18 protein-coding genes are annotated in these 26,451 nt (G+C 72.3%); 7 read left to right on the top strand and 11 right to left on the bottom strand.

Going from position 1 to position 26,451, the window contains the following annotated elements; translation table 11 throughout:
• Positions 1-66 precede the first annotated feature (66 nt).
• From P3T34_RS34825 to P3T34_RS34815, 3 genes are read right to left on the bottom strand one after another with little or no spacing between them, the layout of a single operon-like run.
• Positions 67-624 (bottom strand): response regulator, encoded by a 558-nt coding sequence (locus P3T34_RS34825; protein WP_280670062.1) that lies wholly within the window; start codon positions 622-624, stop codon positions 67-69.
• Complete coding sequence (locus P3T34_RS34820) at positions 621-4,520, bottom strand: response regulator (protein WP_280670060.1); 3,900 nt, start codon at positions 4,518-4,520, stop codon at positions 621-623. Before P3T34_RS34820 ends, P3T34_RS34825 begins: the two co-directional genes overlap by 4 nt.
• 33 nt (positions 4,521-4,553) lie before the next feature.
• Positions 4,554-7,424: an AAA family ATPase gene (locus P3T34_RS34815; RefSeq protein WP_280670058.1), complete on the bottom strand. Its 2,871-nt coding sequence runs from the start codon at positions 7,422-7,424 to the stop codon at positions 4,554-4,556.
• 145 nt (positions 7,425-7,569) lie between these two features.
• On the opposite strand from P3T34_RS34815, the gene P3T34_RS34810 reads away from it, so the two are divergent.
• The gene (locus tag P3T34_RS34810) at positions 7,570-8,058 is read left to right on the top strand and encodes an ATP-binding protein (RefSeq protein ID WP_280670056.1); all 489 of its coding nucleotides are present in this window, start codon (positions 7,570-7,572) and stop codon (positions 8,056-8,058) included.
• Positions 8,055-10,880, top strand: coding sequence for an AAA family ATPase (locus tag P3T34_RS34805; RefSeq protein ID WP_280670054.1), 2,826 nt, complete (start codon positions 8,055-8,057; stop codon positions 10,878-10,880). The genes P3T34_RS34810 and P3T34_RS34805 overlap by 4 nt, the downstream gene beginning before the upstream one ends.
• Before the next feature lie 17 nt (positions 10,881-10,897).
• On the opposite strand, the gene P3T34_RS34800 is transcribed toward P3T34_RS34805, so the two are convergent.
• From P3T34_RS34800 to P3T34_RS34785, 4 genes are all read right to left on the bottom strand, one after another.
• On the bottom strand, positions 10,898-11,611 hold the full coding sequence (locus tag P3T34_RS34800; RefSeq protein WP_280670052.1) for a G1 family glutamic endopeptidase: 714 nt from the start codon (positions 11,609-11,611) through the stop codon (positions 10,898-10,900).
• An 84-nt stretch (positions 11,612-11,695) separates the two neighbouring features.
• Complete coding sequence (locus P3T34_RS34795) at positions 11,696-12,586, bottom strand: C1 family peptidase (protein ID WP_280670050.1); 891 nt, start codon at positions 12,584-12,586, stop codon at positions 11,696-11,698.
• Between the two features lie 281 nt (positions 12,587-12,867).
• Complete coding sequence (locus P3T34_RS34790; protein WP_280670048.1) at positions 12,868-15,561, bottom strand: LuxR C-terminal-related transcriptional regulator; 2,694 nt, start codon at positions 15,559-15,561, stop codon at positions 12,868-12,870.
• Between the two features lie 151 nt (positions 15,562-15,712).
• Entirely contained in the window at positions 15,713-16,444 is a 732-nt protein-coding gene (locus tag P3T34_RS34785) for a G1 family glutamic endopeptidase (protein ID WP_280670046.1), read from the bottom strand.
• 285 nt (positions 16,445-16,729) lie between these two features.
• Here P3T34_RS34785 and P3T34_RS34780 point away from each other — a divergent pair, with 285 nt between their 5' ends.
• Entirely contained in the window at positions 16,730-17,695 is a 966-nt protein-coding gene (locus P3T34_RS34780) for a hypothetical protein (protein ID WP_280670045.1), read from the top strand.
• A gap of 76 nt (positions 17,696-17,771) precedes the next feature.
• A complete protein-coding gene (locus tag P3T34_RS34775) occupies positions 17,772-18,206 on the top strand; it encodes a hypothetical protein (protein WP_280670043.1) in 435 nt (144 codons plus the stop codon).
• Between the two features lie 216 nt (positions 18,207-18,422).
• Here the strand turns inward: P3T34_RS34775 and P3T34_RS34770 are convergent, their stop codons facing one another.
• The 4 genes from P3T34_RS34770 to P3T34_RS34755 all read right to left on the bottom strand — a co-directional run bounded on the left by P3T34_RS34770 (position 18,423) and on the right by P3T34_RS34755 (position 22,903).
• A complete protein-coding gene (locus P3T34_RS34770; protein ID WP_280670041.1) occupies positions 18,423-19,307 on the bottom strand; it encodes a recombinase family protein in 885 nt (294 codons plus the stop codon).
• The gene (locus tag P3T34_RS34765) at positions 19,307-19,675 is read right to left on the bottom strand and encodes a recombinase family protein (RefSeq protein WP_280670040.1); all 369 of its coding nucleotides are present in this window, start codon (positions 19,673-19,675) and stop codon (positions 19,307-19,309) included. The genes P3T34_RS34770 and P3T34_RS34765 overlap by 1 nt, the downstream gene beginning before the upstream one ends.
• 329 nt (positions 19,676-20,004) lie before the next feature.
• The gene (locus P3T34_RS34760) at positions 20,005-20,961 is read right to left on the bottom strand and encodes a helix-turn-helix transcriptional regulator (protein WP_280670038.1); all 957 of its coding nucleotides are present in this window, start codon (positions 20,959-20,961) and stop codon (positions 20,005-20,007) included.
• 205 nt (positions 20,962-21,166) lie between these two features.
• A complete protein-coding gene (locus P3T34_RS34755) occupies positions 21,167-22,903 on the bottom strand; it encodes a S53 family peptidase (RefSeq protein WP_280670036.1) in 1,737 nt (578 codons plus the stop codon).
• A gap of 353 nt (positions 22,904-23,256) precedes the next feature.
• Between P3T34_RS34755 and P3T34_RS34750 the strand changes: the two genes are divergently transcribed.
• From P3T34_RS34750 to P3T34_RS34740, 3 genes are read left to right on the top strand one after another with little or no spacing between them, the layout of a single operon-like run.
• Entirely contained in the window at positions 23,257-24,132 is an 876-nt protein-coding gene (locus P3T34_RS34750; protein WP_280670034.1) for an alkaline phosphatase family protein, read from the top strand.
• A 5-nt stretch (positions 24,133-24,137) separates the two neighbouring features.
• Positions 24,138-25,400: an MFS transporter gene (locus P3T34_RS34745; RefSeq protein ID WP_280670032.1), complete on the top strand. Its 1,263-nt coding sequence runs from the start codon at positions 24,138-24,140 to the stop codon at positions 25,398-25,400.
• Positions 25,397-26,419 carry a TolB-like translocation protein gene (locus P3T34_RS34740; protein ID WP_280670030.1) on the top strand — a complete coding sequence of 341 codons (1,023 nt, stop codon included), beginning with the start codon at positions 25,397-25,399 and terminating at the stop codon, positions 26,417-26,419. The genes P3T34_RS34745 and P3T34_RS34740 overlap by 4 nt, the downstream gene beginning before the upstream one ends.
• Positions 26,420-26,451: the final 32 nt, after the last annotated feature.

Genomic DNA, 26,451 nt, shown 5'->3' with positions numbered 1-26,451 from the left:
GTCCCTCGCGCACCACCTCGACGAGAAGGCGAACGAGAGGTTCCAGGAGGCCGAGACCTTTGCCCGCTACCGGGGGAGGCTGGGGAGCGTCCGCTGCAGTGCCCGGGCGAGTTCTCCGAGGTGGTCCTCGCGCTCGGCGACGGCGTCGAGCGACGGAGGATCGAAGGTGCCGTTCTCCGCGGCAGTGACGGCCTCGATCAGCCGGGCGACCTGCCGTTGGTGGTCCTCCTCGATCCGGCTGAGCCGGCTGCGCAGCAGGATGCCGTTGACGCGGGCCATGAGCAGCAACGCGTTGAGGGGTTTGGGAAGGTAGTCCTCGGCGCCGAGTTCGAGGCACCGGATGACGCTGTCCATCTCGTCCAGCTGGGAGATCACGATCACGGGGGTCGGGCAGAGTGCGGGGTCGCCTTTCATGATCTCCAGTGTGGTGTAGCCGTCCATCTGAGGCATGAGGATGTCGAGGAGCACGACGTGGAATGTCTCCTCCCTCATGAGGCGCAGTGCCTGCTGCCCGTTCTCGGCGGCCGTGGCGTGGATTCCGTTGATCTCCAGCCGGTAGGTCAGCATCATGCGGTTGGTGCGGTCGTCGTCGACCACCAGTACGCGGCCTGTGTCCGGGGTCATGGTGTGAGCTCTGCTCTCAGTCGTTCCAGGGCCTGTCGGCACCTGCGGTACTCGGTCTGGATGCGTGGGACCACGGGTGCGGCTTCGGCCAGCGCCCCCTGCGCCGCGCCGTGCTCGAGGTCCGCGCACAGGGCGGCCAGGACGTTTGCGCCGAAGGTGGTTGCGTTGGATCGCAGTGTGTGGGCGGCGCGGTGGACCTCGTCGGGATCGCCTGCCGGGATCGCCGAACCGATGGTCTCCAGGAGAGCGGGCGAGTCCTCGAGGAACGCCCCGATGACCTCGGCGGCGAAGGCTGGCGTGAGCGACTCGACGAGTCGCTGCACGGTACCGGCGTCGAGGGGCTGCTCCCCCTCCAACTCCCCCTCCAGCTCCCACTCCGGCGGCGCCGCGTCGGCGGATGACGTCCGGTCGTTCGGCCGGCATCGGCGCAGGGCCCGGCTGAGTTCTCCCAAGCGCAGCGGCTTGCTGAGGTAGTCGTCCATGCCTGCGGCGAGGCAGGCCTCGCGGTCGCCGGCCATGGCGTTGGCGGTCATGGCGATGATGCGCGGCCGGGTCTGGCGGGGCCATTCCCGGTGGATGCGGCGTGCTGCTTCGAGCCCGTCCATGTCTGGCATCTGGACGTCCATCAGGACCACGTCGTAGGGCTGCTGCCGGAGGGCGTCCAGGGCCTGGACGCCGTTCTCGGCTACCTGCGCGCGGTATCCGAGCCGCTTGAGCATGTGCAGCACCAGCACGCGGTTCGTCGGGTTGTCCTCCGCGAGCAGGATGCGCAGGTCGTGGGCGGCCGGCTGCCGTTGGGGAGCCCGGGTGGGCGCCGGCCGGGACGCGGCTGGCTCGGCGGGAGCCTGCTGCGAGCCCCGGAGTGCGGTGCGGATTTCGTCGTACAGGTGGTCCGCCTTGATGGGTTTGGTGTGGTAGCTGTCGAACTCGGTGAGGGTCTCGGCGCTGTGGCGGCCGACCGAGGTGAGCAGGATGAGCGGCAGGGCGACCCGGTCCCGCCAGCGGCGGATCTCGTGGGAGAGCGCGGCGCCGTTCGTCTCCGGGAACTGGTAGTCCAGGATGCCGATGTCGAAGGGATCGCCGCGGCGGATCCAGTCGAGGGCCTCGTGCGGGAATTCGGTGGCGCGGACGACCATTCCCCAGGATTCTCCCTGGAGAGTGAGGATCATGCGGTTGGTGGCGTTGTCGTCGACCACCAGCAGGCGCTTGTCCTGGAGGTCGGGCAGCCGGGTCGGTTTGGAGCGGGTCCGCATCGCGGCGGGTGTCTGCTGGGTACGGATGGTGAAGTGGAAAGTGGACCCATGGCCCGGGGTGCTCTCCGCCCAGATCGATCCACCCATGAGTTCGGTGAGGCGCTGACTGATCGCCAGCCCCAGGCCGGTGCCCTCGAAGCGCCTGCTGCTGGACGTGTCGAGCTGCTCGAAGGCGTGGAAGAGCAGTTCCATGCGGTCGGCGGTGATGCCGATGCCGGTGTCGCGGACGGCGAAGTGCAGGTCCAGGTGGTCCAGGTGGTCGTCGCCGGTGGTGCCGGCCGGGTCCGGCCCGGGTTCGACGGAGAGCACCACCTCGCCCTCGGGCGTGAACTTGACCGCGTTGCTGAGCAGGTTGCCGATGACCTGGCGCAGGCGCAGCGGGTCGCCCATCACCTCGTGCGGGATGCTCGGGTCGACGATGTAGGCGAGGTCGAGGTTCTTCTGGGCGGCTCGACTGGCGATCAGGTCGAATGCACCCTCGATGCAGCGGCGCAGGTCGATGGACTTGTTGTCCAGGTCGAGCTTGCCGGCTTCGATCTTGGAGAAGTCGAGGATGTCGTTGATGATGACCAGCAGGCTCTCTCCGCTGTCGTGGATGATCTCGACGAACTCGCGCTGGTCGCTCTCCAGTCGCGTGTCCAGGAGCAGGTCGGTCATGCCGATCACGGAGTTGAGCGGAGTGCGGATCTCGTGGCTCATCGTGGCGAGGAAGGTGCTCTTCGCCTGGTTGGCAACTTCGGCGGTCTCCTTGGAGATCTGCAACTGCTGTGCGGAGTGGGCGCGTTCGAGAACTCGCCCGAGCTGGGTGCCGGCGTTGAGGACGAGTTTGCACAGCGCCTCGTCCGGCTCGGTGGGCCCGGGGGCGAGGAACTCGAGTACGCCGGAGACCTGCTGGCCTTGCAACAGCGGAAACACCAGGTAACTGCGCAGCTGCGTCCCGCTGTTCCTCCGCTCGGCCGCCAGATCCTGGTCCTGGTCGAGGTCGCTGATCCAGGCGGGTTCGCCACTGGTCCGGACCTGATCGGCGAGTCCCCCGTGCGGCGAGGCCTGGACGGCCTCCAGCAGTTCCCTGAGCGGACCGCCCGTGGCGTCCAGGTGCCAGACCGAGGTGACCGTGGCGGGCGTGGCCGGCTGGTCGTCGGGGGGCTGGATCGGGGGATGGTCGAGGCCGGCGCGGCCGACCGGCCATCGGGTGTAGGCGCAGACCAGATCGAGGATGACCTGGGCCGCCTGCTCCGGTGTGGCGGCCACGTTGGCCGCGGAGGCGACACCCTCAAGCAGTTCGACCGAGGCGTTGCGCTGGTCGAGTTGGCTGGTGCGCTGGCGGACCTTGCGCTCGATGGCGGTGTAGCTGTCCTGGAGCCGATCGGCCATGGCGTTGAACGCCGCGGCCACGGTGGCGATCTCGTCCCGGCTCTTCACGCGGGCACGCCACCCGAGGTCGCCCCGGGTGAGGGAGTCGGCGGCCTCGGCGACGTTGCCCAGATCCTTGACCATGCGGCGGCCGATGAACACGGTCATGGCGGTGACCAGGGCGAGGGCGGCGCCGATGATCGAGAGCGTGGCCACGTTGTGCAGGAAGTCCCGGTGCTCCCGGGTGTGCAGCATCGCGTTCCCCTGACCCCACAGGGCGTCGGAGAGCCGGCCGTCCGCCTGCCGTGTCGCGGCCAGCTGGGTGCTGTAGGCGCTCGGCGTGAGGCTCTGCGGGGCGCTGGACGTGGCGAGCTGGTTGCTGGCGGCGACCAGGCTGGTGACCGACTGACCGAGCTGCTGGAGCAGTGGACCGACCGTGGGCTGGAGATTCCGGTCGTTGTTGATGTGGGGGGTGTCGGCGAAGGCCCGGGACAGGCTGGTCTGGAGCTGCTCCATGTCCTGCCCGAGGTCGTCGCCGGCGTTCGCGACGGCGCGCGCGCCGCCGGACGTGGCCGAGGCCTGCCCCAGCTGGGCCTCGGTGGTGTCCCCGAGGTCGGCCAGATGGTCGGTGATCCGCGGTTCCCACAGGGACAGGGCGATCAGCACGTAGCTGGTGTCGAGGTCGGGGTCGATGAGCAGTCCGTTGTGGTCGCCGACGTAGGAGACCAGGTTGATCAGGCTGGTGATCAGCTGCTCGTTCATGGTTTCGCTGGTGGCCAGGTCGAGCGGCCCGGTCTTGATGCGGTTCCACTCCTGAGTCAGCGTGGCGGGGAGCAGCTGGGGCGTTCCGCTCTGGTCGGGCCCGGGGGCCGAGGTCCCCGGGCCCGACCCGACCGAGCGCCCGAGCGAGCGGCTGACGGAGTCGAGGGCGCCGAACTCCTGGTCGATGGTGCTCTCCACGGCCGCGATCTGGCCCGGCGGGACCGGCTCGCCGGTCAGTTGATGGCGCACCAGGGTGCGGTGCGTGGAGACGTTCAGGAGCAGCGGGTTGAGCAGGCGGATCACGCTGAGCCCGTTGGTCTCGTTCTGGGAGAGGGTGATCCGGCTGTTCTGCTCGTTGACCAGGAAGGCGGCGGTGAGGCCGAGTGGGAGGGTGAGGGCCAGGAAGATGGCCGCCAGCTTGTGCCAGATGCGCGGCCTGGGCAGGAACCGCGGGCGACGCGCCCTGCGGCTGCGCTCGTTCCCGGTGGAGGACCGGGTCGTGCGCTCTGCGCCAGTGGTGTGCCGCATGCGGGGCTCCTTGTCGGTCTCGCTCACGGGGGCTCAGGTCGAGGTCGGGGGCGGGAGCTGGTCGGCGAGTTGGCGTCGGCTGGTGATGCCGAGCTTGCGGTAGGAGCTGGCCAGGTGGGCCTCCACGGTCTTGGGCGTGACGAACAGGGTCTGGGCGATCTCGCGGTTCGACCGGCCGGCCGCGGCCAGCTCGGCGACCCGGATCTCGCTGGGGGTCAGCGACTCGGATCCGCTGACCATGTGTCGGCGCGGGCGGCCGCCACCGGCCTTGAGCTCGGCCAGGACCTGCTCCATCAGCGCTGTCGCACCACAGGTGCGGGCGACGTCGAGAGCCTCGGTGAGGACGCGCCGGGAGTCCGTGCGCCGGCCGCCGCGGCGCAGGGACGCCCCGTACTCGGCGGCGGCCTTGGCGTACTCCAGGCGGGCCTGGGTCGATTCCAGTCGCTGCACGGCCTGTTCGAGGAACGTGGTGCCCGGTTCACCGCGGTGGACGAGCCCGGCCACCCGCAGCGCGCGGCCTCGTGCCAGCGGCGCGCTCCAGTCGCGGGTCAGCCGCAGCTCCTCCAGGGCCAGCACCTGTGCCTCGGCGTCCCGGTCCAGCAGGTGCAGGCAGAGGGCCGCCTCGGACTGCCAGGGGAGGACCGCGGGATTCTGGCCGCCCGCCGCCATGAAGGCCTCGCCTGCGGCCAGGGCGGTCTCCAGGGCCCCACCGATGTCTCCCTGCAGGCGCAGGAGCCGGGCGCGGCGCAGCAGCAGGTGGTAGATGAGGCCGGTCAGTGGGAGCGTGTCGCCTTCCAGCGCCCACTCCAGCGCCTTCTCGGCCTCGGGCACCCGGCCCTGTTCCATCAGGACCTCGGCCCAGATCGGGCCGAGGACGAGGCGGTGCAGGCTGATGCCGGAGGTCTCGGTGGCCGAGACGGCGTCCATCGCGTCGGCCTCGGCCTCGGCCAGGCTGCCGCGGCGCAGCCAGGCGAGGGCGCGGTAGGTGAGGGCGGAGGTGAGGCTGGCGGTCGAACCCTCGTGGTAGGCCTGGGTGACCGCAAGGTCCAGACTGGCCAGCGCCTCGGGCCGGTCGGCGCAGATCAGCACCCACCAGGCCAGGACCGCGGGGGTGACGCCGACGGCCTTCCCGAGGAGCCGGCTGTCCTCCAGGGCTCGCAGCGCCCGCGGCACCGCGCGAGGGTCGCCGACGATGGCGTCGTGTCCGGCGATGACGCAGTCCAGGATCCGCCCGCCCGGGGTCGGGGCGAGCCCCGGCTGCCGCTGCCGCTGCCGGCCGACCTGGCGGAGGATGTCCTGGCGCAGGCCGGGGCCGGCCGGTTCCAGGAGAGGGATCGACAGGATGTCGGCCTGCAGCCTCGCGGTGAGGTCCGCCTCGTCGGGCGGTAGCAGGGCCAGGGCGTGCCGCCACACGTCGAGGGCCTCGGGAATGCGCTGGGTCAGCAGCAGGCCGGTGCCCAGCAGGCTGGCGATCATGGCGTGTCGGCGCCCGTCCCGGGCGAGCGGCAGCGCCTGGCGCAGGTAGCGCACCGAGGCCTCGGTGTCGGTCAGCTGAAGGGTCAGGCCGAGTTCGGACAGCACCGCCAGGCGGTCGTCGTCGCCCGACGCCTCGCCGAGGCAGCGCTGCAGATAGGTGGCGGCCGCGTGCGGGGAGCCGCGGGTGCGCGCCTCGTGTGCCGCCCGCGTCAGGAGCGGGACCAGGTGGGGCTGGCCGGTGGGCGGCGAGCGCAGCAGGTGCGCGGCCACCTGTTCGGCCTCGGCCCCGTCCTGGAAGAGCAGCTCGGCGGCTCGCCGGTGGGCCGCCCAGGTCTCCTCGGGAGCCATCGCCTGATAGACCGCCGCCCGGACCACGGGATGGGTGTAACCGATCCCCGTCCGGGACCCCGGACCGGGCTCGGCGCGCAGCAGGTCGATCCGCCGGAGATCGGCGCCCGCCTGCATGGCGGTGGTCAGCGGCAGCTCGGCCAGTGCTGCGGCCTGTTCGAGGGAGACGCCGCCACCGAGGACGGCCACCGCTCGGGCCAGCGCCAGGGCCGCCGGGGTGAGGCGTCGGGTCCACAGCGACACCCAGCGGGCGGCGGCCCGCGGACCGACCTCGGCTACCTGCCCGACGTTGTCGGCCTGCGGCGCGACGCGTTCGAGCATCAGTGTGGCCACCGTCTCCTTGAGGAGCAGGGGATTGCCGCCCGTGGCGCTGTGGCAGGCGGCCAGGAACTCGTCGTCGACCTGCTCGGCCGGCGAACCGCGGGCGAACTCACCGCGCACCAGGCTGAAGGCCGCGGCGGGGCTCAGTGCCCGGGGACGCAGCAGCAGGCAAGCCCGGTCGGTGGTGATGCGCTCCAGCAGCTGGCGCCCACTGCCGGGTTCGCCGCGCCGCAGGGCCGCCACCACGCACACGCCGAGCGCGTCCAGCCGCGGCAGTAAGTAGGCCAGGAACTGCAGCGAGGCGACGTCCGCCCAGTGCATGTCGTCCACGAGCAGCATCAGCGGCCGCTGCTCGGACAGGTTGGTGGTGAGCCAGAGCAACCCGTGCAGGACGGCGAAGTCGTGCTCGGCGCTGTCGCCGGTCGTGACCGGCCCGAAGACGGGGTCGGCCTGGCCGGCCGCGCCGGACAGCAGCTGCCGGCGCTGCTGAGGGTCACTCCCTGCCAGTAGCGGCTCGAACAGCTGTCGAACTACGCCGAAGGCGAAGTCGCTCTCCAGTTCCATGCCGCGGGCGGTGGCCACCCACAGTTCATGGCTCCTGGCGACGGCGTGTACCGCGGCGAGCAGGCTGCTCTTGCCGATGCCCGGCAGCCCCTCGACAGCAGCAAAGCCTCCCCGCCCGCTCCGGGCCCTGGTGACCAGGCCAGCCAGCGCGTCGATCTCGGCTTCGCGCTCGTACAGCGCGCTGCTGTACTCCATCAACCCAGTATGCGTTCCGGGTGTCACTCACGCAGAGTGTCGGGGATACCAGGGCGGGGGTTAGGGGGTTTCCCTAATGTCGCGGACGCGGGCGCCGCATAGAACTGATCACATGACCAGTTGGTTCTCACAGCTTGGAACGATCATGACTGCGATCCCCGCTCAGCCCGCTCCCGTGAGTGCCGCTCCGGTGGTCGAGCAGCACGACGAGTACAGCCTGCCGCACCACGCCACAGCGCCCTCGAAGGCCAGGCACCACGCGCGGCAGGTGCTGGCCGACTGGGGCCTCGCGGAGGAGCTGGTCTTCGACGCCCTCCTGGTGGTCTCCGAGCTGGTCACCAACGCGGTCGAGCACGCGCTGCCGCCGACCACCCTGCGGCTGCAGGCCCACGCGGCCGACGGGCGCACCGAGCTGCAGGTCGACGTCATGGACGGCGGCCCGGCCGCACGCGACGGGGAGTGGACCAGCAGCTGCGCGGCCGACGAGCACGGCCGTGGTCGGCAGATCGTCGCGGCGCTCGCGAACGGCACCGTCAGCGAGGAGGGTGCCGGCGGCGGCGACCACGGCGCCACGCTGCGGACGGCGGAGGCGGCGCGAGTTGCCGCGCCGGTCGGCGAGGGGAGCTTCGGATGAGCGCGGAAACGGTCGGCCGGAGCCGCGAGGCGGCCCGACTGCGCGACGTGCTGTCCCAGCTGCCCGCCGTGGCGCTGGTGGAAGGGGAGGCCGGGGTGGGCAAGTCCCACCTGGTCCACGAAGCCGCCGGTGCGGTGCGCCGGCAGGGGACACGGGTGCTGACCGGCTGCTGTCATCCGCTGCGCGAGTCGCTGCCCTACGGGCCCGTCCTGGAGGCGGTGTCCGCCGGGACCGACGGCTGGTCCGCGCCGGACCGGCTGCCCCCGCAGACCGGTGCGCTGGCCCGCCTGCTGCCCGGGCTCGCCGATCGCCTGCCGCCCGCGCCGCCGGAACCGGCCGACCACCGCGCCGCCCGCTTCCAGATCGTGGGCGCGGTGCGCGGGATCCTGGCGGCGCTGGGCCCGGTGGTGCTGGTCGTCGAGGACGTGCAGTGGGCCGACCCGGCCACCCGCGATCTGCTGTTCCTGCTGGCCCGCGATGTGCCGGAGCACGTCGGACTGCTGCTGACCTACCGGCACCAGGACCTCCCGGCCGGCACCCCGGTGCTCGGCACGCCCTACCGCCGTCCGCCCGGGACGGCGGGCGTGGAGATCGCCCTGGAGGCGCTGACCGAACCTGACGTACAGGGCATGTCCACCGCCCTCGGCTCCTGGGCCGGACCCGCCGTCGCCCGCACGCTCTTCGAGCGCAGCGCCGGGCTGCCGCTGGTCGTGCAGGAGGACCTGGCCACCCTGGCGGACTGGAGCAGGCAGGGCCGGCCGGGTGGCGACGTGGTCGAGGCTCTGGAGCGCGCCAGGGTGCCGCGGGCGCTGGCCGAGGCCATCCTGGGCCGGCTGGCGGGCCTGTCCCCCGCGGCGACGGCCCTCGCCCACGCGGCCGCCGTGCTCCGCACCGCCGCCGGCTGCGGGACGCTCGCGCAGGTCGCCGGTGTGGACGCCACGCTGGGACCCGCCGCACTGGCGGAGGGGTTGCAGGCGGCGGTGCTGCACGAGCACGTCCCGGGGCGGTACGGACTGCGCCATGCCCTGGCCCGGCAGGCCGTGTACCGGGACATCCCCGGCCCGCGCCGCGAGAGCCTGCACCGCACCGCCCGCCAGGTCCTGCGTGCTCAGCCGGCTCCCCCGCTGGTGCAGGTCGCCTACCACGCGAAGGCGCTGGGTGACCTGGCCGACTGGCTGCCCGAAGCCGAGGCCGCCGCCGCGCAGGCCGCCGCCCGGGGCGACGGCGGCACCGCCGGGCCGCTGCTGCGGGCCGTCCTGGCCGAGCCGCAGCTCGACCCCGGTTCGCGGGCCCGCTGCGCGCTGGCGCTGGCCCGCCTCGCGCGGGACGGCGACGACGTCGCTCCCAACACCGACGAACTCCGCCGGCTGCTGGCCGACCCCGGCCTCGCGGTGGAGGTCCGCGGGGAGATCCGGCTCGCCCTGGGCCTGGTCCTGGTCGACCAGGCCGACCGGTCCGGCTCTCCGGAGCTGCGGCAGGCCGTGCGGGAGCTGGCCGGCCGACCGGAATTGGCCGTGCGCGCCATGGCCGGGCTCGCCCGAAGCGAGCCCCGGCTGTACCGGACGTGGCTGCAGCACGCCGAGCGGACCGTCGCGGCGCTGTCCTGCCCCGTGGCACACGCCGCGGTGCGGGGCACCCGGCTGGGCCTGATGGCCCGGGACGGGGACCCGGCCGTCCGGACGCTGGCCGACCAGTTGCCCCGCTCCGATGCCGATCGCGAGGTACTGCGGGAGTACGCCCGCGCGATTCACGACATCGGCGTCGCCGCGATGGAGCACGGCCACGACGAACGCGCCGCCGACCTTCTGACGGAGTGTCAGATCATGGGTGGGCACAGCCGCGCTGCCGCCCTGGAGCTGCGCAGCCGCACCGGCCTGCTGGTCCTCGACTGGCTGGCCGGCCGGTGGACGGGCCTGGCCGACCGGGTCACGGCGCTCGCCGCGGACGCCGGCGGCACGCCACGGGTCGACCGGGCCGCCGCCGTCGTCCGCGGGAACCTGGCTGCGGTGCGCGGGCAGTGGAACCGCGCCCTGGCCGAGTTCGGCCGCGCCACAGCCCTGGAGGAGCCGCCCCCCGAGGCCGGCGAGGTACTCAGCGCCATCGCGGGCATCGCCCACGTCCGGCTGGCCCAGGGAGATCCACACGGCGCGTGGGCCGCGCTGGCGGACGTCCTGCCCAGCACACCGCGCCCCTGGGTCGGCGGCGTACTCCCGGTCGCCGTGCGAGCCGCACTGGCCTGCGGGCACCAGGAGGCCGCCCGCCAACTGGTCACCCATGCCGAACACCCCACCGCCGGCCACGACAGCCCCGCCGCGGCCGCCGCCTTCGCCCTCAGCCACGGACTGCTGCTGGCGGACGCCGGCGCCGCCGCCGCGGCCGGCGAGCAGTTCCAGCGCGCCCAGCTGATCTACCAGGCCGCCGGCCGGCCCTACCAGGCCGCGCAGGCCGACGAGTACCTCGCCCACACCAGGCTGCCCGCCGAACCGCACGCCGCGACCCAGCAGTTGGCCCGAATCGCCGACGTCTACACACGCTTGGGCGCCACCGCGGATGCCTCCCGCTGCCAGCGGACCCTGCGCGACCTGGGCCTGGCACTCCCCCGCCCGCGCGGGCGACGCGGCTGCGACCGGCAGCTCTCCCCTCGACAGCTGCAGGTCGCACTGCTCCTCGCCGACGGCGCCAGCAACCTGGACATCGCCCAGGCCCTGTGCGTGTCACCGCGCACCGCAGAGCACCACGTCGCCGACACCTTGAAGAAACTCGGCGTCCCCAGAAGAGCCCTGTGCGACACGGGTGTCACCGTCGCGCTCGGAGCGCCGTGAGCGAGGCCGACGGCGCGTCAGCCGCCGTTCTCCCAGGTGACGGCGAAGTCCCCGGCGGAGATCGGGCCTGGCTGTGCCAGCACGGTACCTCCGTCCCCGTCGCCCATCACGACCTGGAGAGGCGAGTAACCGCCGAGCGGGGAGCCGTTGGCCGTGGCGCCGGTGAAGTTCACCGTCCCGAAGTCGGACAGCCTCGCCCGCCGGCCACCGAGCTGGGGTGCCTCGGCGACGACCTCGGCGGTGCTGTCCTGCGATCCTGCGGACCCCTGCTGGACGGTGCTCTGCGTCCAGTTCTGGGTGCTGTCCGCCACGGTCATGGTGAACGTGCCGTCACCGTTGTCGACCACGCTGCCGGTCAGGTGGTCGCCGGGCTGGACGGTCACCGAGTACGGCGTCTCGGCGGCCGGGAGCACCTCCGACCACGCGCGGTAGACGGGCCGGCCGTCGAGGCAGTCCGCCTCGGTGCCGGTCTGCTCCAGCGGGCCGGAGCCGTCCAGGCCCACCCAGAAAGAGGCGTAGGTGTCCTGCGAGCCGCACGTCACGGCGGGCTGGATCCAGGAGGCGGAGACGGAGGTGAAGCTGCCGGGAGGGCCGCCGGCCTGGTAGCCGGCCCAGATCCCGGACGTGGCGGTGTCGGCCGGGGTGGCGGCGGCAGCCGCAGGCGCGGCGAGCACCGCGACGGCCAGGCCGGCGGCCACCGCGAGCAGACGGGCGGAGCTTGTCTCGAACATGAGGATTCCTCTCCGAACGAGAACGTGGTTGTGGGAGCGGGCCGGCCCCTCCCCGGCAGCACAGCCGGGGAGGGGCCGGGTGGATCAGTTCTGGACGAGTCCGCCCACGGCGTGGATCTCGTCGACGTCGCCGGTGCTGAAGAAGCTCCACGGCACCGTGACGAAGCCGCCGTCACCCCAGCCGCTGCCCCAGCTGTTCTCGATCTTCACGCCCTGGTCGTTGTAGGCCACGATGGTCACCTCGTGCCCGCCGACCACCGGGTCGCTGCTGGAGTCGCCCGGGAGGTAGCTGTAGGTGGACGCGCTCCGGGCATCCAGCCCCATGAAGCTCTGGTGCACCGTGAAGCCGATCGGCACCGGCTCGCCCTGGGAGATCGCGTCCTCGATGGCAGCCCGGGCGTCCGGGCCGCTGACGGGCAGTGTCTTGAAGCCGGACAGCTTGTAGTTCGCCGCGTTCGCGCGCTCGTTGGCGTCGGGCTGGGTGGTGTAGTCGAAGTCCCCCTGCCAGTAGTCGGACTTGGTGTCGATCCCCTGCGCCTGCTCCATGGGGAGGGCGACGCCCGCGTAGGTGCCCTGGTCGTTGCCCCGGGCGATCTGCGCGTAGATGAACATGGGCGCCGTCGGGAAGCCGCTGATGTGCTGCTCGTTCATCAGGAGGCCGTACGCGGTGTAGCCGGTGGCCCAGGCCACGCAGGAACCGACCTGCCCCTGGTCACCGGGCGTCGGTGCGTACTGGGTCAGGTCCGCGCTCGACGGCACGGCGCCTTCGCGCTGGAACGGCGCCTGCGCCGTGTCCTCCTGCGCGCCGGCGCCGAAGGCCTGGGCCCGCAGGGCGGAGATGTTGAGGCCCAGACCATGCTGCTCGGAGCCCGCGGACGGGTCGTCGGACCTGGTCGCGGCGGCGGCACCGGCCACCGGCGTCAGGCACGAAAGCGCCAGGACGGCGGCTATGGCGGACAAGCTCTTTATGCGCACTGGTGTTCGACTCCTTGGTCGGATCTGTCCACGAAGACAGAAAGCGGACGTGCGTCTCCCCGAAATACGGCGATGAGACGTCATATGCCTGCGGATCGGGAATCGCCGAGCAATCGTCAGCGCGATCCCCCCGCACCACCTGGACGGCTTGCGAATCGGCGCCGCCCCGGGCAACAGAAGCAAAGCAGCGCGCCGAATTAACGGTCAACTCCCGTACACTACGCAACTGTTCGTCGAACAAGACCGGGTATCCGTGCCGACGGGCTTCCGTACTGCGCGATTCACTCGGCTCCCGGACCGTCCCCGACGGACAGGTCGGCGCGGGAGACCACCCGCAGCTTGCGCATCGCCCGGGCAACGTGCTGTTCGACCGTGCGCGGGGACAGGTACAGGGTGGTGGCGATCTCACGGTTCGTCAGGCCGCCGGCCGCCAGGGCCGCGACCTCCCGCTCCCGTGGCGAGAGGCGATCCCCGTACGAAGGCCGGCCGAGCGGCTGACGGTCGACCGACGGGTGTCCGCGCATCGCCGTCCGCACCCGGGCCAGGTCCCAGGAGGCCCCGAGCTTCTCCAACTCACCCTCAGCGAGGCGTAGTTCATCCAGTCCATCGGGCGAGGAGCGATCGGCCGCCAGCGTCACGCGGGCGATCCGCTCGGCAAGCAGCGCCGCCTCGTACGGGCGCGGCAGAGCGAGGTGGCCGACCCGGGCCTCGCGGTAGCACTCCGCGGCCCGCGCCAGGTCACCGTCCGCCTCGGCGAGCAGGCCCCGGCACCAGGTCAGCGCGGCATCAGCCAGCGGGGCGGTGCGGCTGGCGATACCCGCTGCCAGCTCCTCCACCATCTCGCGGGCCGCGTCCGGCCGGCCTGCGCACACGGTCGCCTCGACCGCCCAGGGCGCGGGGCCGGCCGCCCAGGCCCACACCGCCTTGGTCCGCAGCGCGGCCCACACGGCGCCCGCCCGTTCGGCGGCGGCGGGCACGTCCCCACGGGCCAGCGCCAGGCGGATCCGGGCGCCGGCCGCCGCCGCCGCCTGCGGGACGTCGCCGCCCGGCCGGTCCGGTCGCGTCAGCGAGGTACCGACCTGCACCCAGTCGCCCTTCGCCAACGCGACCACGCCGAGCACCAGATGAGCCTCGTTAACGACCGACGGCATGTTCTCCGCCTCGGCCACCAGCGCCCGCGCGCGAGCGGCCAGGCCGTCCCAGCGCCCGGTGGCCCAGTCCAGCAGCACCGCGCTCCACCGCACGAGCTTCTCGACCCGCCGCGACCCGCTGCGGACCGCCGGCTCCAAGGCCTGGGCCAGCAGGTCGGCCGAGCGGCCGTACTCGCCCAGCCAGAACGCGCCGCCGGCGGCGTTGCACAGCGCCCGGGCGCAGTGGTGCAGGCAGTGCGGATCGTCACTGCTCTGCGGCAGCCCCTCCAGCAGCCGCCACGCCGCGGAATCCCCCACGGAGGTCAGCAGACTGATGCGGTTGGCCGTCACCGCCGTCCGGGCGGCGGCATCCCCGCTCTCCTCCGCCCGGGCCGCCGCCTTGGCCAGCCAGTCGAGGCCTTCGGCCACCGGGATGCCCGGCACGTCCACCGCCCCGAGGGCCGCCAGCGCGCGTGCCGCCAGCGCCGGGTCACTCTCCAGCTCCTCCGCTGCTCGGATCAGTTCGCGATAGGCCTCGACTCCCCGGTCGAGATGGTTGAGCAGCAGCAGGCCGAGCCCGAGCCGGATCTCGCCACGGGCCGCGCCGGGCAGCGCGCCCTCGTCGACGACGCGGCGCAGCAGCACCGCCGTCTGCTCCGAGCTGAGGCCCAACACTGCGCTGCGGGCCAGGGTCGGGGCCAGTCGCTGCCGGGCGGAGTTCGGCAGGCCGGGCTCGGCGAGTGCCTCTTCGAGGAGCGTGACCACCGACTCATGGGCGCCCGTCCCGGCTGCCTCCTCGACCGACCTGGCCACGCCCTCCACCCAGTCATAGTTCCGCCCGCCGGCGAAACGGTGCCTGGCCAGCTGTGCCCAGGGCACCTGTTCCCGCCGCTCCAGCAGCGCCGCGGCCCGGCTGTGCAGGGCCTGCCGGGCCGGGCCGGGGACCGTCCGGTACACCGCGGTGGCCGCCATCGGGACCCGGAACCCGTAGCGGTCCTGGCCGAGTTGGTGAAGTGCGGCGGTCCGCAGCGCGGCCAGCAGCGCGAGGTGGCCGGCCGCGCCCGGCATACCGGCGACCTCGGCCAGGGCGGCCGCCCCGGCCGGCTCGTCCAGCACCGCGGCCGCCCAGGCGATGGGCCGGTGGGCCGTCGCCAGCGCGCAGGTGCGCCCCAGGATCAGTTCGGCCGGCCGCACGGGGAGTACGACCTCGTCCACCTGCCGTGCCGTCAGGCGCTCGCAGTCCGCCTCCGACCCCGGGGCCAGATCGGCCAGCAGGTCCACGACCACCTGCGCCACCCCGCCGGAACGCTGGTGCAGCCGGGTGGTGAACTCCGTCGAGCAGCTCTCGCCGATGGCCTCCAGGGCCAGCTGCCGCACCTCGCGGTGGTCGAGCGGGCGCAGTGCGATCCGCAGGGTGGCCAGCTCCGCCGGCAGTTCCAGCGCCGCGCCGAGCACCAGGCCCGGCTCGGCCAGCTCCTCCGGCCGATAGGTCAGCACGATGCACAGGCCGTCCGGCGGGTATTCGAGCAACCCGCGCAGCTCGGCCCGGTCCGCAGGCCCGGCCCGGTGCACGTCCTCCACCACCAGCAGTCCGGTCGGCCGCAGGTCGAGCAGCTCCCGCAGCTCGCACAACGGCCCGGGCAGCGAGCCGTCCTGAGCCGGCGCCGGCTGCGCCGGACCGGCCAGGACCACGGCGCCGGCCGGCGTCGCCCGGACGACCGTCCGGGCGACGCCCCGGGCTTCCGGAAGGCCCAGCAGCCGCTGCACGAACCAGGTCTTGCCGGCCCCCGCCTCCCCCTCGACCACCACCAAGCCGGGCCGGCCGTCGACGGCCGATCCCAGCACTCTCCGTAGTCTCCGTTCGTTGACGCCTTCGCGCATCCGGTACCTTCCAGGCTCTGGTCATGGGTCGGCGCCTTGTCGCGAACGTGTTCGCGGCAAGGCGCCGAGTGGGGAACTGGCTTCGGGGACATCCCGGCAGTGCGGGCGTCCGGAGTCAGGCGTGCCGCCATCTGATGCTGAACTGGTCGCCGTCGAGCTGGGAGTTGGCGGTCAGCCGGGTGCCGCTGCGCGTGAGGTCGGTGGAGTTGGGTGTGCCGGCATCGCCGAGCGACTGATCGTTCGCGGTGGCGTCGGTGAAGTTCAACGCTCCGAAGTCGGCGACCGGCTGGATGCCGCTGCCGAGGTCCTCGAGTATCACCTCGGCGGAGTTGAGCTGGTAGTCGCCGGTCTCGTGGTAGGTCTTCGACCAGCCCTGGGTGCTGTCGGTCTCGGTGAGCGTGAAGTCCTGGCCGTCGACGTCGACGGAGGCCGCGATGTGGTCGCCGGCCTCCATGGTCTCGTCGAAGTAGACCGAGTGCTTCGGGTACATCTCGACCCACGGCTCGTACTTCACCCTGCCGTTGCTGCAGTCCTGGTCGAAGCCGATCTGTTCGACGGTGTCGGAGTCGAAGCCGTCCAGTCCGACCCAGGGCGAGACCACGCTGTCGGGGGTGGAGTCGCAGTCCAGGCTCGGCACCCTCCACTGGGCGCTGACCGAGGTGAACGTGTCACCGGTCTCGGTGTAGCCGGCCCAGAACTCGTCGGCGCGCACCCCGTGGTCGAAGTGCGGGAACCCGCCTCGGGCCGCGGCAGCGGCGGTCGGGGCGGAGGCGGCCAGTGCCGCGGTGAGCAGGGTGGCCGCGACGGTGGCCAGGGTCAGGGCCTTGCGGCAGTTGATACCGGTCATGACCGATGTCTCCTTACTGGTGTGGCTTTGCAGGGTCGTAGAATTCACCGAAATCACCGGCGAAATATATAGAGAACAAGCAAAAAGATTGCAAATAACAGTCAAGTCTCCCTCCACGGTGCATATACAGTTCCGCCGGGTCCGGATTTGTTTGCGTATGGGTGGTGCCGCAAATCCGTATTGCTCGCCCGCTCTCCGGTCGCGACCGTGGTCGGCACCGTCACCGATCGCGGCACAGGCCGCGACCACTCAGGTCGACGGGCCCGACTCGCACTGGAGACGAGAATGTCCTCACGCCCCAAGTACCGCCGCGGTCTCGCCGCCGTCGGCCTCGCCATCGCCGCGCTCGGCCTCTCGACCCAGCCCGGCCTTGCCGCCACCCCGGACGCCGGCCCCGCCGACACCGGCAAACTGACCTACCACGGCGGTCCGGTCCAGCACACCCCGCGGGTCTTCGTCGTCTACTGGGGCTCGCAGTGGGGCAGCGGCGGCATCACCAACGACCCGGCCGGCGAAGCCCCGTTGCAGCGGGACTTCCTGAACGGCCTTGGCACCCCGCACGACAACTGGAGCAGTTCGGTGACCCAGTATTGCTCCGGCATCCCGGCCGGATCCGCCGACTGCTCGGGTGCCACCGACTTCGCCGGACGCGCCTCGTTCTACTCGCTGCTCGGCATCTGGCTCGACGACAGCGCACCCGCGCCGGCGACGCCGAGCAGCGCCGACATCCAGGCCGAGGCGGTCAAGGTCGCCCTGCGCTTCGGCCTCAACCAGTCGGAGACCCAGATCGTGATCGACTCACCCACCGGCGTGGTGCCGGCCGGCTTCGCCGCAGGCACGGCGGGCGGCTACTGCGCCTGGCACGACAGCGCGACACTGCCGGACGGCAGCCAGATCTCCTACACCAACATGCCGTACGTCTCCGACGCGGGTGCCGCCTGTGGTGCCGACGCCGTCGACCCGGGCGACAGCGGGGTGAACCCCGCCACCGAGGGTGTCACCGAGGTCGGCGGACGCGAGTGGGCCGAGAGCGTCACCAACCCGATCGTCGAGCCCAACGCCACCGGCTGGGCCACCGACAACGACGCCGGCACGGACAGCGCCGACAAGTGCTCGTCGGACAGGAGCACCTACGGCCTCGTCACGCTGGGCGGTCAGAAGTTCGCCGTCCAACCGCTGTGGAGCAACAACGCCGCCAACGGCGCCGGCGGCTGCGACCTGTACTACAACTCGCCCACCGACCAGGGCTGAGCCGCTCCGGGCGGGCGGGTCCGCCGACCGGCCACCCGCCCGCCCGGTCCCTTCGTGACGACCTGAGGCACACACCGTGACCCACCGCGGAACCACCGGCGCAGCCCGCGCCGCTCTGCTGCTGCTCCTGACCGCGGGCTGCGCCGGCCCCGTCGCCCACGCCGCCGCGCCCACCACACCGGCCGCGCGGCCCTGCCGGGCAGCCGGCGAAGCCGTGCTGCCGCACACCGCCGGCACCCTCACCCAGGCGGACGGCGGTGCCCGCATCTGCCTGCGCACCGGACAACAGGTGGCCGTACTCCTGCACTCCCCGGCCACCGATCCGGCCGGGCGGTGGCAACCCATCGAGATTCGGCCGGGCGGGCGGGTCCGCCGGGGCGACAGCCGGGTGATGACTCCGTCGGTCGGCACCACGACGGGCCTGTTCACCGCGACCGCCGCGGGAGAGACCGAGCTGACGAGCCGTCAGGCCTCGGGTGCGGTATGGCACCTGACCCTGGTGGTGAGCTGACCGGCCTCGGGGCCGAGTCGGCATGGGTGCACGGGGGACGCGGCCCGACGTGGCGCGAGAGGCGGTGCATCGTGCCGCGGGCGTCGACGGCCCAGAGCGTGTCGGCGGCGTGCTCGCGCCGGGCCATCCGGACCGTCGCCGGGCGGCCATCCGGCAGGTCGATCGTGCGGCCGACCCACTCCTGCCAGGCCGGATCAGAGCTGATCAGCATCGCACTCACCACCTCGCAGCCGGCGGAAGTTCCAGCACCTGGCAGCCGACGACGCCGAGTTGCCGGGTCACGAACCGGGCCTCCTGGTCATCGAGCGAGAAGACGAACGGCCCCGGTACCAGGACGGTACGGAAGCTCCCCAGGGCCGCGAGCCGGATGAGCCGGTCCAGCGCCGGGCGCGGGCCACGGGACGGGCAGCCGTTGTCCATGAACACGGCCGGCTCCGCGACGCCCAGCTGACGGGCGTAGAGCCGCAGTGCGGCCCGATGGAAGACCAACTGCGTGGCGTCGTAAGGGAAGCAGCGCAGGTACATCGCACTGTCGGCGTACCCCCCGCTCACCGGGTCGGCCTCGACCGTCTCCTCCTCGGCGGTGGCTCGCACCACGTCGTGTCCGACGGGGTCCGGCCCCGCGACGGGGATCTCCAGCCGGTCGAGCAGCGCCTCCAGGCCGCCGGCCGGGCCGCGCTTGCGCACACCTGCCGGACCCGCCCGGCCGTCCGCGCCTGCCTCCTTCGACCGCTCCCAGCGTTTGGCCGCGGGTGTGGCGGGAGCCCGCTTGGTCGCGGCCGAAGGCAGTTGCACGATCCGGCGGCAGCCGGCCGCGCTGAGCAGCCGGATCGCCAGGCCGGCTCTGGCGTCGTCGGCGGAGAAGACCCACTGGCCGGGCACCATCACCAGCCGGTGGGAGCCCTCCAGGACGGCTCGGGCGAGCCGCTCGAACGCGGGGCGGGAGCCGGTGGACGGGTAGCCGTTGTCGATGTAGAACGTGGGCGCCGGCACGCCCAGGCGGGCGGCGAAACGGCGCATCGCCTCGCTCTGGCGCTCCACGGCGCCGGAGTTCTGGGGGAAGATCCGCAGATAGGCGGCAGGTACCAGGTCAGCTGACATCAGGAGACTCCGTTACAGGTCGTGCGGCGGGGGGAGGGGATTTCCAGCACCCGGCAGCCGGCCGCAACCAGACGTTCGACGGTGTGTGCGGCTTCGCCGTCGTCCAGCGAGAAGACGAACGGCCCGGGCACCAGCACGACGTCGACCACGCCGAGGGCCGCCTGTTCCAGCAGTCCCTCCAGTGCCGGCCGTGCCTCGCACGACCGGGCGCCGTTGTCCAGATACAGCGCGGGTTCCGGCAGACCGGCTTGGTGGGCGAGGCTGCGCAGGGCGTCCTGGTGGCAGCCCATTCCCCAGGTGTCGGCGGGATAGCAGCGCAGGTACATCGCCGTCCGGACGCGTCGTTCTCTTGCTACGGCTTGGGACATCGCTCTCTCCCACTCGGTGGATTCCGGCCCGAATGCAGCCGAATCCCCGTTTTGCGGGACATGCTTTCCGGCGCACTTCCATGGAAAATCCGAGCGGCCCGCGAATCAATGAACCGCATGCCCGATTGAGGTCACGACTCGCACCGACCCTGCGGGAATCCATGCGTACCGCCGGGCCGGAATCTGCGCAGTGGTCTGGGTAGTGACATGGGTATTTCGCGGCGTGGCCCGGCCGGCGCCGGTGCTGGCTCCGCCCAGGCTGGCGGCCGCCGGCACTCGTGATCAATCAGGGAGACGTGCGGCACGGATACCCGAAAAGGGCGCGAACGTCAGTCCCACTCCCAACGGATCCCGACCCGGGACGGTGCCTGGTCCAGCCAGAGCGCGTGCACAGCCGCCGAGGTGTCGAGCCGTACCCCGCGGCGCTCCCGGTCGGTGTCCGCCGCCGGATCGCCCTCGTAGCGGTAGCAGTACGCCGGAGTGACACCCGGCGGGAACTGGGCCTGGAGTAGGTACTGCCGCACCGGTACGGCGAAGCGGCGTCCGCACCGGGTCACCGGAGTGCGGACGGCGGAGTGGACCTCGTACTCGAACACCGCCGTGTCACCGGCGGCGAGCGGCGCGTCGAGCAGCAGTTCCGCGGCGACCATCCCGGTCTCGGACCGGGTCCGGACCCGGCCGAGCCGGGCGTGGTGGAGCGCGGTGATGACCGGCGGGCCGGCATCGGCGTCCTCGGCGGCGTACACCACCAGGCACCGGTCGACGCCGTTGGCGGTGGCCCGGACCACCTGGCCGGTCCGCGTGATGCACTCGCCGCGCCGGGCGTCGAAACGGAAGAGGTCATGGACGGAGAGCCGCTCCAGGTGGTCGCCGGGGACCGCCTCGAACTCCTCGGCCACCTCGGCCAGCCACGGCTCGCCGGGCCAGAGCTCGGCCGGCCAGAGCGGCCGGGACCACAGCCTGGACGACGACTCCTTCCCCCAGCGCCCGCGCGGCCGGGGCGGCCCGATCAGGCTGCTCAGGCTGCTCGGCGGCAACTGGAGGATCTCCTCGATCAGTTGGACTGCGGGCATCGAGGATTCACGTTCCGGTTGGCTGCGGCCGCGCCGCCAGTGGCTCAGGGTGGTGGTGCTGATCCGAATGCCGCGAGCGTCCAGCTGACACCGGATGCGCTCCAGGCTGAGTCCGCTCGCCTCGATGGCGGCGCGAAGCGCCTCGGCGAAGTCCGTGCCGGGGCCGGCGGCCGGGCGCGGCGATGCGGCGGTGCGGCGATGGGACGGCGGCATGGCGCCTTTCCTCAATCCGTGGGAAAGCGAACGAATCGGTCCGGAGTGGCCGGGTCCGGGGACAGTACGTGCGCGGCACAGCGCGTGTCACTACTGCACGGGTCTCGCTTTGCTCGCGATGGACCCCGTACGCCCGCCAGGGTGGGCCCGGCGGTCGTACGGGGATGACGATCAGGTCACGGTTCGCAGGGTCGGCCTCCCGGCGTCAGTTGCCGCCGCCCAGCAGGGCGCCGGCCAGCCCGTCGGCGATCGGCGAGCCCAGACCGGTCACCTCGTCGTAGCCGGGGCCGGCCGCGAAGCCGCCGTCACCCTGCGGGACTTGGCCCGACTTGTTGGTGCCGGTGGTGATGTCGTTGAACGCGCCGGCGTAGCCCGGGCCGCCCGCGATCCGGTAGAGCGCCGGGTTGGCGAAGCCCAGGTTCGGCTTGCTCTGCGCCTGCGCGTTCTGGTTGTAGAGCACCGCGAAGCCGGCCCAGAGCGGGGCCGCCGCGCTGGTGCCGCCGTTGGTGGGGGACCAGGCCGGCGCCGGGTTGTTCCTGCCGCCGGCGGTGTAGAGGTTGAAGCCGCTCTTCGGATCGGCGACCGAGGCGACGTCCGGCACCGTGCGGCTGCCGCTACCGGGCTGCCAGTCCGGCTTGTCCCACACCGCGGACTCCCCCCCACCGCCGCCGCTCCACGCCGACTCGGAGTTGTAGGAGCCGTCGGAGTTGAGGCTGAGCGTGGTGCCGCCGACCGCCGTGTCGTACGGGCTGGAGGCGGGGAAGTCGACAGCCGCGGCATAGCCGTCGACGGGCTTCCCGTCGGCGTCCTTGGGGTTCGGGTCGTCCGGGCTGTAGCAGTCCTGGTAGCCGTAGTCACCCGTGGCGCTGAAGGTGCTGATGCCCTGCGCGGCCGCCTCCTTGAAGATGTCGTTGACGGCGTCGAGGTGGGCGTCGGCCTCTACGTCCTCGCACTCGCCCCAGGAGTTGGAGATGACCGTCGCCCGGCCGTCGGAGACGATCCGGTTGTAGATGTCGATCTCGCCCTGGTCACTGTTGGGTGCTTCGTAGACCACCTGGGTGGCCTGGGGTGCGACGCCGCGGATGATCTCGCTGTCCATCTCCACCTCGTCCTCGCCCGAAGTCCAGGCGGGGCCGTCGTAGTGGGCACCGTCGAGCGAGACCGTGCTGACGGCCGGGCCCTTCAGGCCGTACTGCTGGTCGTAGGTGGCGAGGTTGGCCGGGTTGTAGCCGGCGAGCTCGAACAGCGCGACGGTCTGGCCGTCGCCGTGCCCGCCCACCTTGTCGAGATGGTAGGCGGAGTCGTACTGGCTCGGGGTGAGGCCCGGGGTCGGAGCCGCGCTCGCGCTCTCGTCGGCCCTCGTCACGGCACTGTGGTGGTGGACCGCGACGTTGTCGAGGCCGGATATGCCGGAGACCACGGAGGCCACGCCGGCCGGCAACGAGACGGCCTTGTCGGGGGCGTAGAAGGTCCGCCGATCGGCCCGGTCGAGGTAGCTGGTTTCGGTGGTGTGGAACGCCGCGTCGATCCGGGCCGCGCCACCGGTGACGTCGACCACCTGCCGGTTGGCACTGACGGCGGTCACCGTCAGGCCCTGGCCGCGCAGATAGGCCCGCACCCGCTGGACGTCGGACTGGCTGGGGGCGTAGCGGGCGGCGAACTGTGCGGGCGTGAGGTAGTGGCCGTGCTCGGCGGAGCCGGGGGTGCTGACCTCGGCGATGAACCGATCCAGCCCGGCGGAGTTGCGCAACTTCAGGCTGACGGCCACGGACAGCTGCTGCCCGGCCGGCAGCGCGCCCTGCCGCTGGGCACCGGCGGTGGCCGGCGTGACGGTCCCGGCCAGGGCGACCGTCGGTTCGGCCGACGCGGTGCCGGCGAGGACCGGGCTGCCGAGCGGCAGCAGCGAGAGTGCCGCGACGGCGGCGAGGTGACGGAGCTTCACGAGGTCCTCCTGGTGCCAGGCGTCCCAGCGAATCGGAACGCGCGGCCGAAACATGGCAGACGGGAGCCATCCAGGTGGACGGGAAGCAGGTAATGATTCAGCAAAGAACAGTAAGGCCCTGAATTCCCGTCCATATACAGTTATGAGCCGCCCGGCCGATCGGGTCGGAACAAGTGCTCGCGGATTTCTCTTGACTCCGGTTCGCACCACCCCGCACACTCCGACTCGGCGACCTTCCGCAGGATCTGCCGCGAGTGCCGATGCACCGCCGACCCGCCTGCGAGACGTCCGAATTCAGGCAAGCCCAACACCGATGCAACTCCCCACCCCCAAGGCTCATCGGAGGTTTTGTCATGTCCTCACCCACAGTGCACTCCCACCGCCCGCTGGTAGCGGCGGGTTGTGCCGCCGCGCTGGCGGCCGGAGCTCTCGGGCTCTGGTCCTCCGTCCCCGCGCACGCGGACACCCTTCCCTCCCCCGACCACGTGGTGGTGGTCGTGATGGAGAACCACGCCTACGGGCAGATCCTCGGCAGCTCCGACGCCCCGTACCTCAACTCCCTGGCGAGCGGCGGTGCCACCCTCACCCAGTCGTACGGAATCACCCACCCCAGCCAGCCGAACTACTACGCGCTGTTCTCCGGCGACACCCAGGGCGTCACCGACGACAGCTGCGTCGACACCGGCTTCACCAGCGCCCCCAACCTTGCCTCCGAACTGCTCAACTCCGGCCAGAGCTGGGGCAGTTACAACGAGGGCCTGCCGTCCCAGGGCAGCACCACGTGCAGCCGCGGCGACTACGCCCAGAAGCACGCCCCGTGGTTCGGCTTCAACAACGTGCCGACCAACACCGAGCACACCTTCAACCAGTTCCCGAGCGACTTCTCGCAGCTGCCGAAGGTCTCCTTCGTGGTCCCCGACCTCTGCGACGACATGCACGACTGCAGCGTCGGCACCGGGGACAGCTGGGTGAAGGACAACCTGGACTCCTACGCGCAGTGGGCCAAGAGCCACAACAGCCTGCTCGTGGTCACCTACGACGAGGACGACCTCAACTCCGGCAACCAGATCCCCACCCTCCTCTACGGCCAGCACGTCGCCCCGGGTTCGAGCTCCAGCAGCAGCTACAACCACTACGACATGCTGCACACCCTGGAGGACCTGGCCGGCCTGAACACCCACGCCGGCGCCTCCGGCGGTGCCTCCGACATCACCGGTATCTGGAACTGACGCCTATGTACCTTGCAGACCGTTGTCGCTCCCTCCCCGGCACCACCGGGAGCAGGGCCGCCGTTCCGAGCGCCGTTCTGGCGCTCGGGGCGGTGAGCCTCATCACCGACGTCTCCTCCGAAATGATCACCGCCGTGCTGCCGCTCTACGTGGTGGCCGGCCTCGGCCTCTCCCCGCTCGGGTTCGGCCTGCTGGACGGCGTCAACAACGGCGCCACCGCCCTGGTCCAGCTGCTCGGCGGCGCTCTCGCCGACCGCGGCGGCGGCCGGCACAAGGCGGTGGCCGCCTTCGGCTACGGCCTGTCCGCGCTGTGCAAACCCCTGCTGCTGCTCGCCGGCAGCGTGCCGGCGATCGGCGCGGTGCTCGCCGTCGAGCGCACCGGCAAGGGCCTGCGCACCGCACCCCGGGACGCGATGATCTCGCTCGCCACCGCCCCCGAGCACCGCGGCCGGGCCTTCGGCGTGCACCGCGCCATGGACACCGTCGGCGCGCTGCTCGGCCCGCTCATCGCGTTCGCCGTACTCGCCGCCGCCGACGGTTCGCAGGGCGGCGCGAGCGCCGGTACCGACGGCTACCACGCGGTGTTCACCGTCAGCGCGTGCGTGGCGGCGCTCGGCGTCCTGGTCCTGCTGCTGTTCGTCCCGTCCCGCCGCGCGGTCGGCCCCGCCGCGAAGCCGCCACTGCGCCAGACCCTCGCGCTGATCCGGGTACCGGCCCTGCGCCGGCTGACCCTGTGCGCGGTGCTGCTGGGCCTCAGCACGGTCAGCGACGCCTTCGTCTACCTCCTGATCCAGCGTCGGACCGGCCTCGCCGTGGGCCTGTTCCCGCTGCTGCCGCTGGGCACCTCGGCCGCGTTCCTGCTGCTGGCCGTGCCGTTCGGGTCGCTCGCGGACCGCATCGGCCGACCCAGGCTGTTCCTAGCCGGACACGGCGCGCTGCTGCTCGGGTACGGGCTGCTGCTCTGCCCGCTGTCCGGCGCCGCGCCGGTCCTCCTGGTGCTCGCCCTGCACGGCGCGTTCTACGCGGCCACCGACGGCGTCCTCGCCGCCGCCGCGTCCGGCACCGTCCCGGCCGAACACCAGGGTGCCGGGCTCGCCCTGGTGGGCACCGGCCAGGGCGCAGCCAGGTTCGTCTGCTCGCTCGCCTTCGGCGCGGCGTGGAGCGCCTGGGGCGGGCACACCGCGCTCGCACTCGCCGCAACCGCCCTGGCGACAACGTCAGTTGTAGCCTTCGGCATCCTCCGCACCCACCAGGAGGCAGCGACATGACCCGGCGCGTACTCCTGCTGCTGTTCGCCGTCCTGCTGCTCGGCGGCGTCGCCACCACCGCCGTCCTGAACGCCTCCGCGAACGCGGGCCAACGGGAGCACCAGCAGGCCGGCGGGCCCGCGGTACGCAGCGGCAGCCTCACGCTCCGGCCGCCGAGCGGCCGGGAACTGGTCTTCCGCAACATGACCTGGGGGCCGTACCGCGACGACCTGGTCACCGTCCCGGCCGACCGGCCGGACGCCCCGCGCACCGCCTCCGGTGTCAAGTGCCTGCGCTTCTACGCCGCTTCCGGCACCGGTGCCTGCCTCCAGGCCGAGCACGGCACGCTCGGGGACAGCTACCAGGCCGTCATCCTCGACGCCCGGCTGCGCGAGCTGCACCGCTTCCCGCTGGCCGGCATCCCGACCCGGGCCCGGGTCTCCCCCGACGGCCGGCTCACCGCCTGGACGGTCTTCGTCGGCGGCGACTCGTACGCGGGTACCGACTTCTCCACCCGCACCTCGATCGTGGACACCCGCACCTGGAAGCTCGACGACAACCTGGAGACGTTCACGATCATCAAGGACGGCCACCCCTACCGGGCGAGCGACATCAACGTCTGGGGCGTCACCTTCGCCGACGACGACCGCTTCTACGCCACCGTGGCGACCGGCGGCCAGACCTACCTGGTCCAGGGATCGCTCTCCGCCCGCACCCTGACCACCCTGCACCAGAACGTCGAGTGCCCCTCGCTGTCTCCCGACGGCACCCGGATCGCCTACAAGAAGCGCGTCCCCGGCGCCTCCCCGGACGCCCCCTGGCGGCTGTACGTCCTGGACCTGCGCACCATGACCGAGACCGCGACCGCCGAGCACCGCAACCTCGACGACCAGGCCGTCTGGTCCGACGACTCCACCCTGGTCTACGCCCTCCCCGGCGACTACGGCACCGACCTGTGGACCGTCCCCGCCGACGGCACCGGCGCCGCCCGTCTCCTCACGAAGGCGGCCCTGGCACCCGCCTACCTCCAGGCGAACTGACCGATGCGTGCCGCCGGACCGCCGGATGATCC

Source organism: Kitasatospora sp. MAP12-44 (assembly GCF_029892095.1).
Taxonomy (GTDB): domain Bacteria; phylum Actinomycetota; class Actinomycetes; order Streptomycetales; family Streptomycetaceae; genus Kitasatospora.
This window is presented reverse-complemented; position numbering and strand designations above follow the sequence as displayed.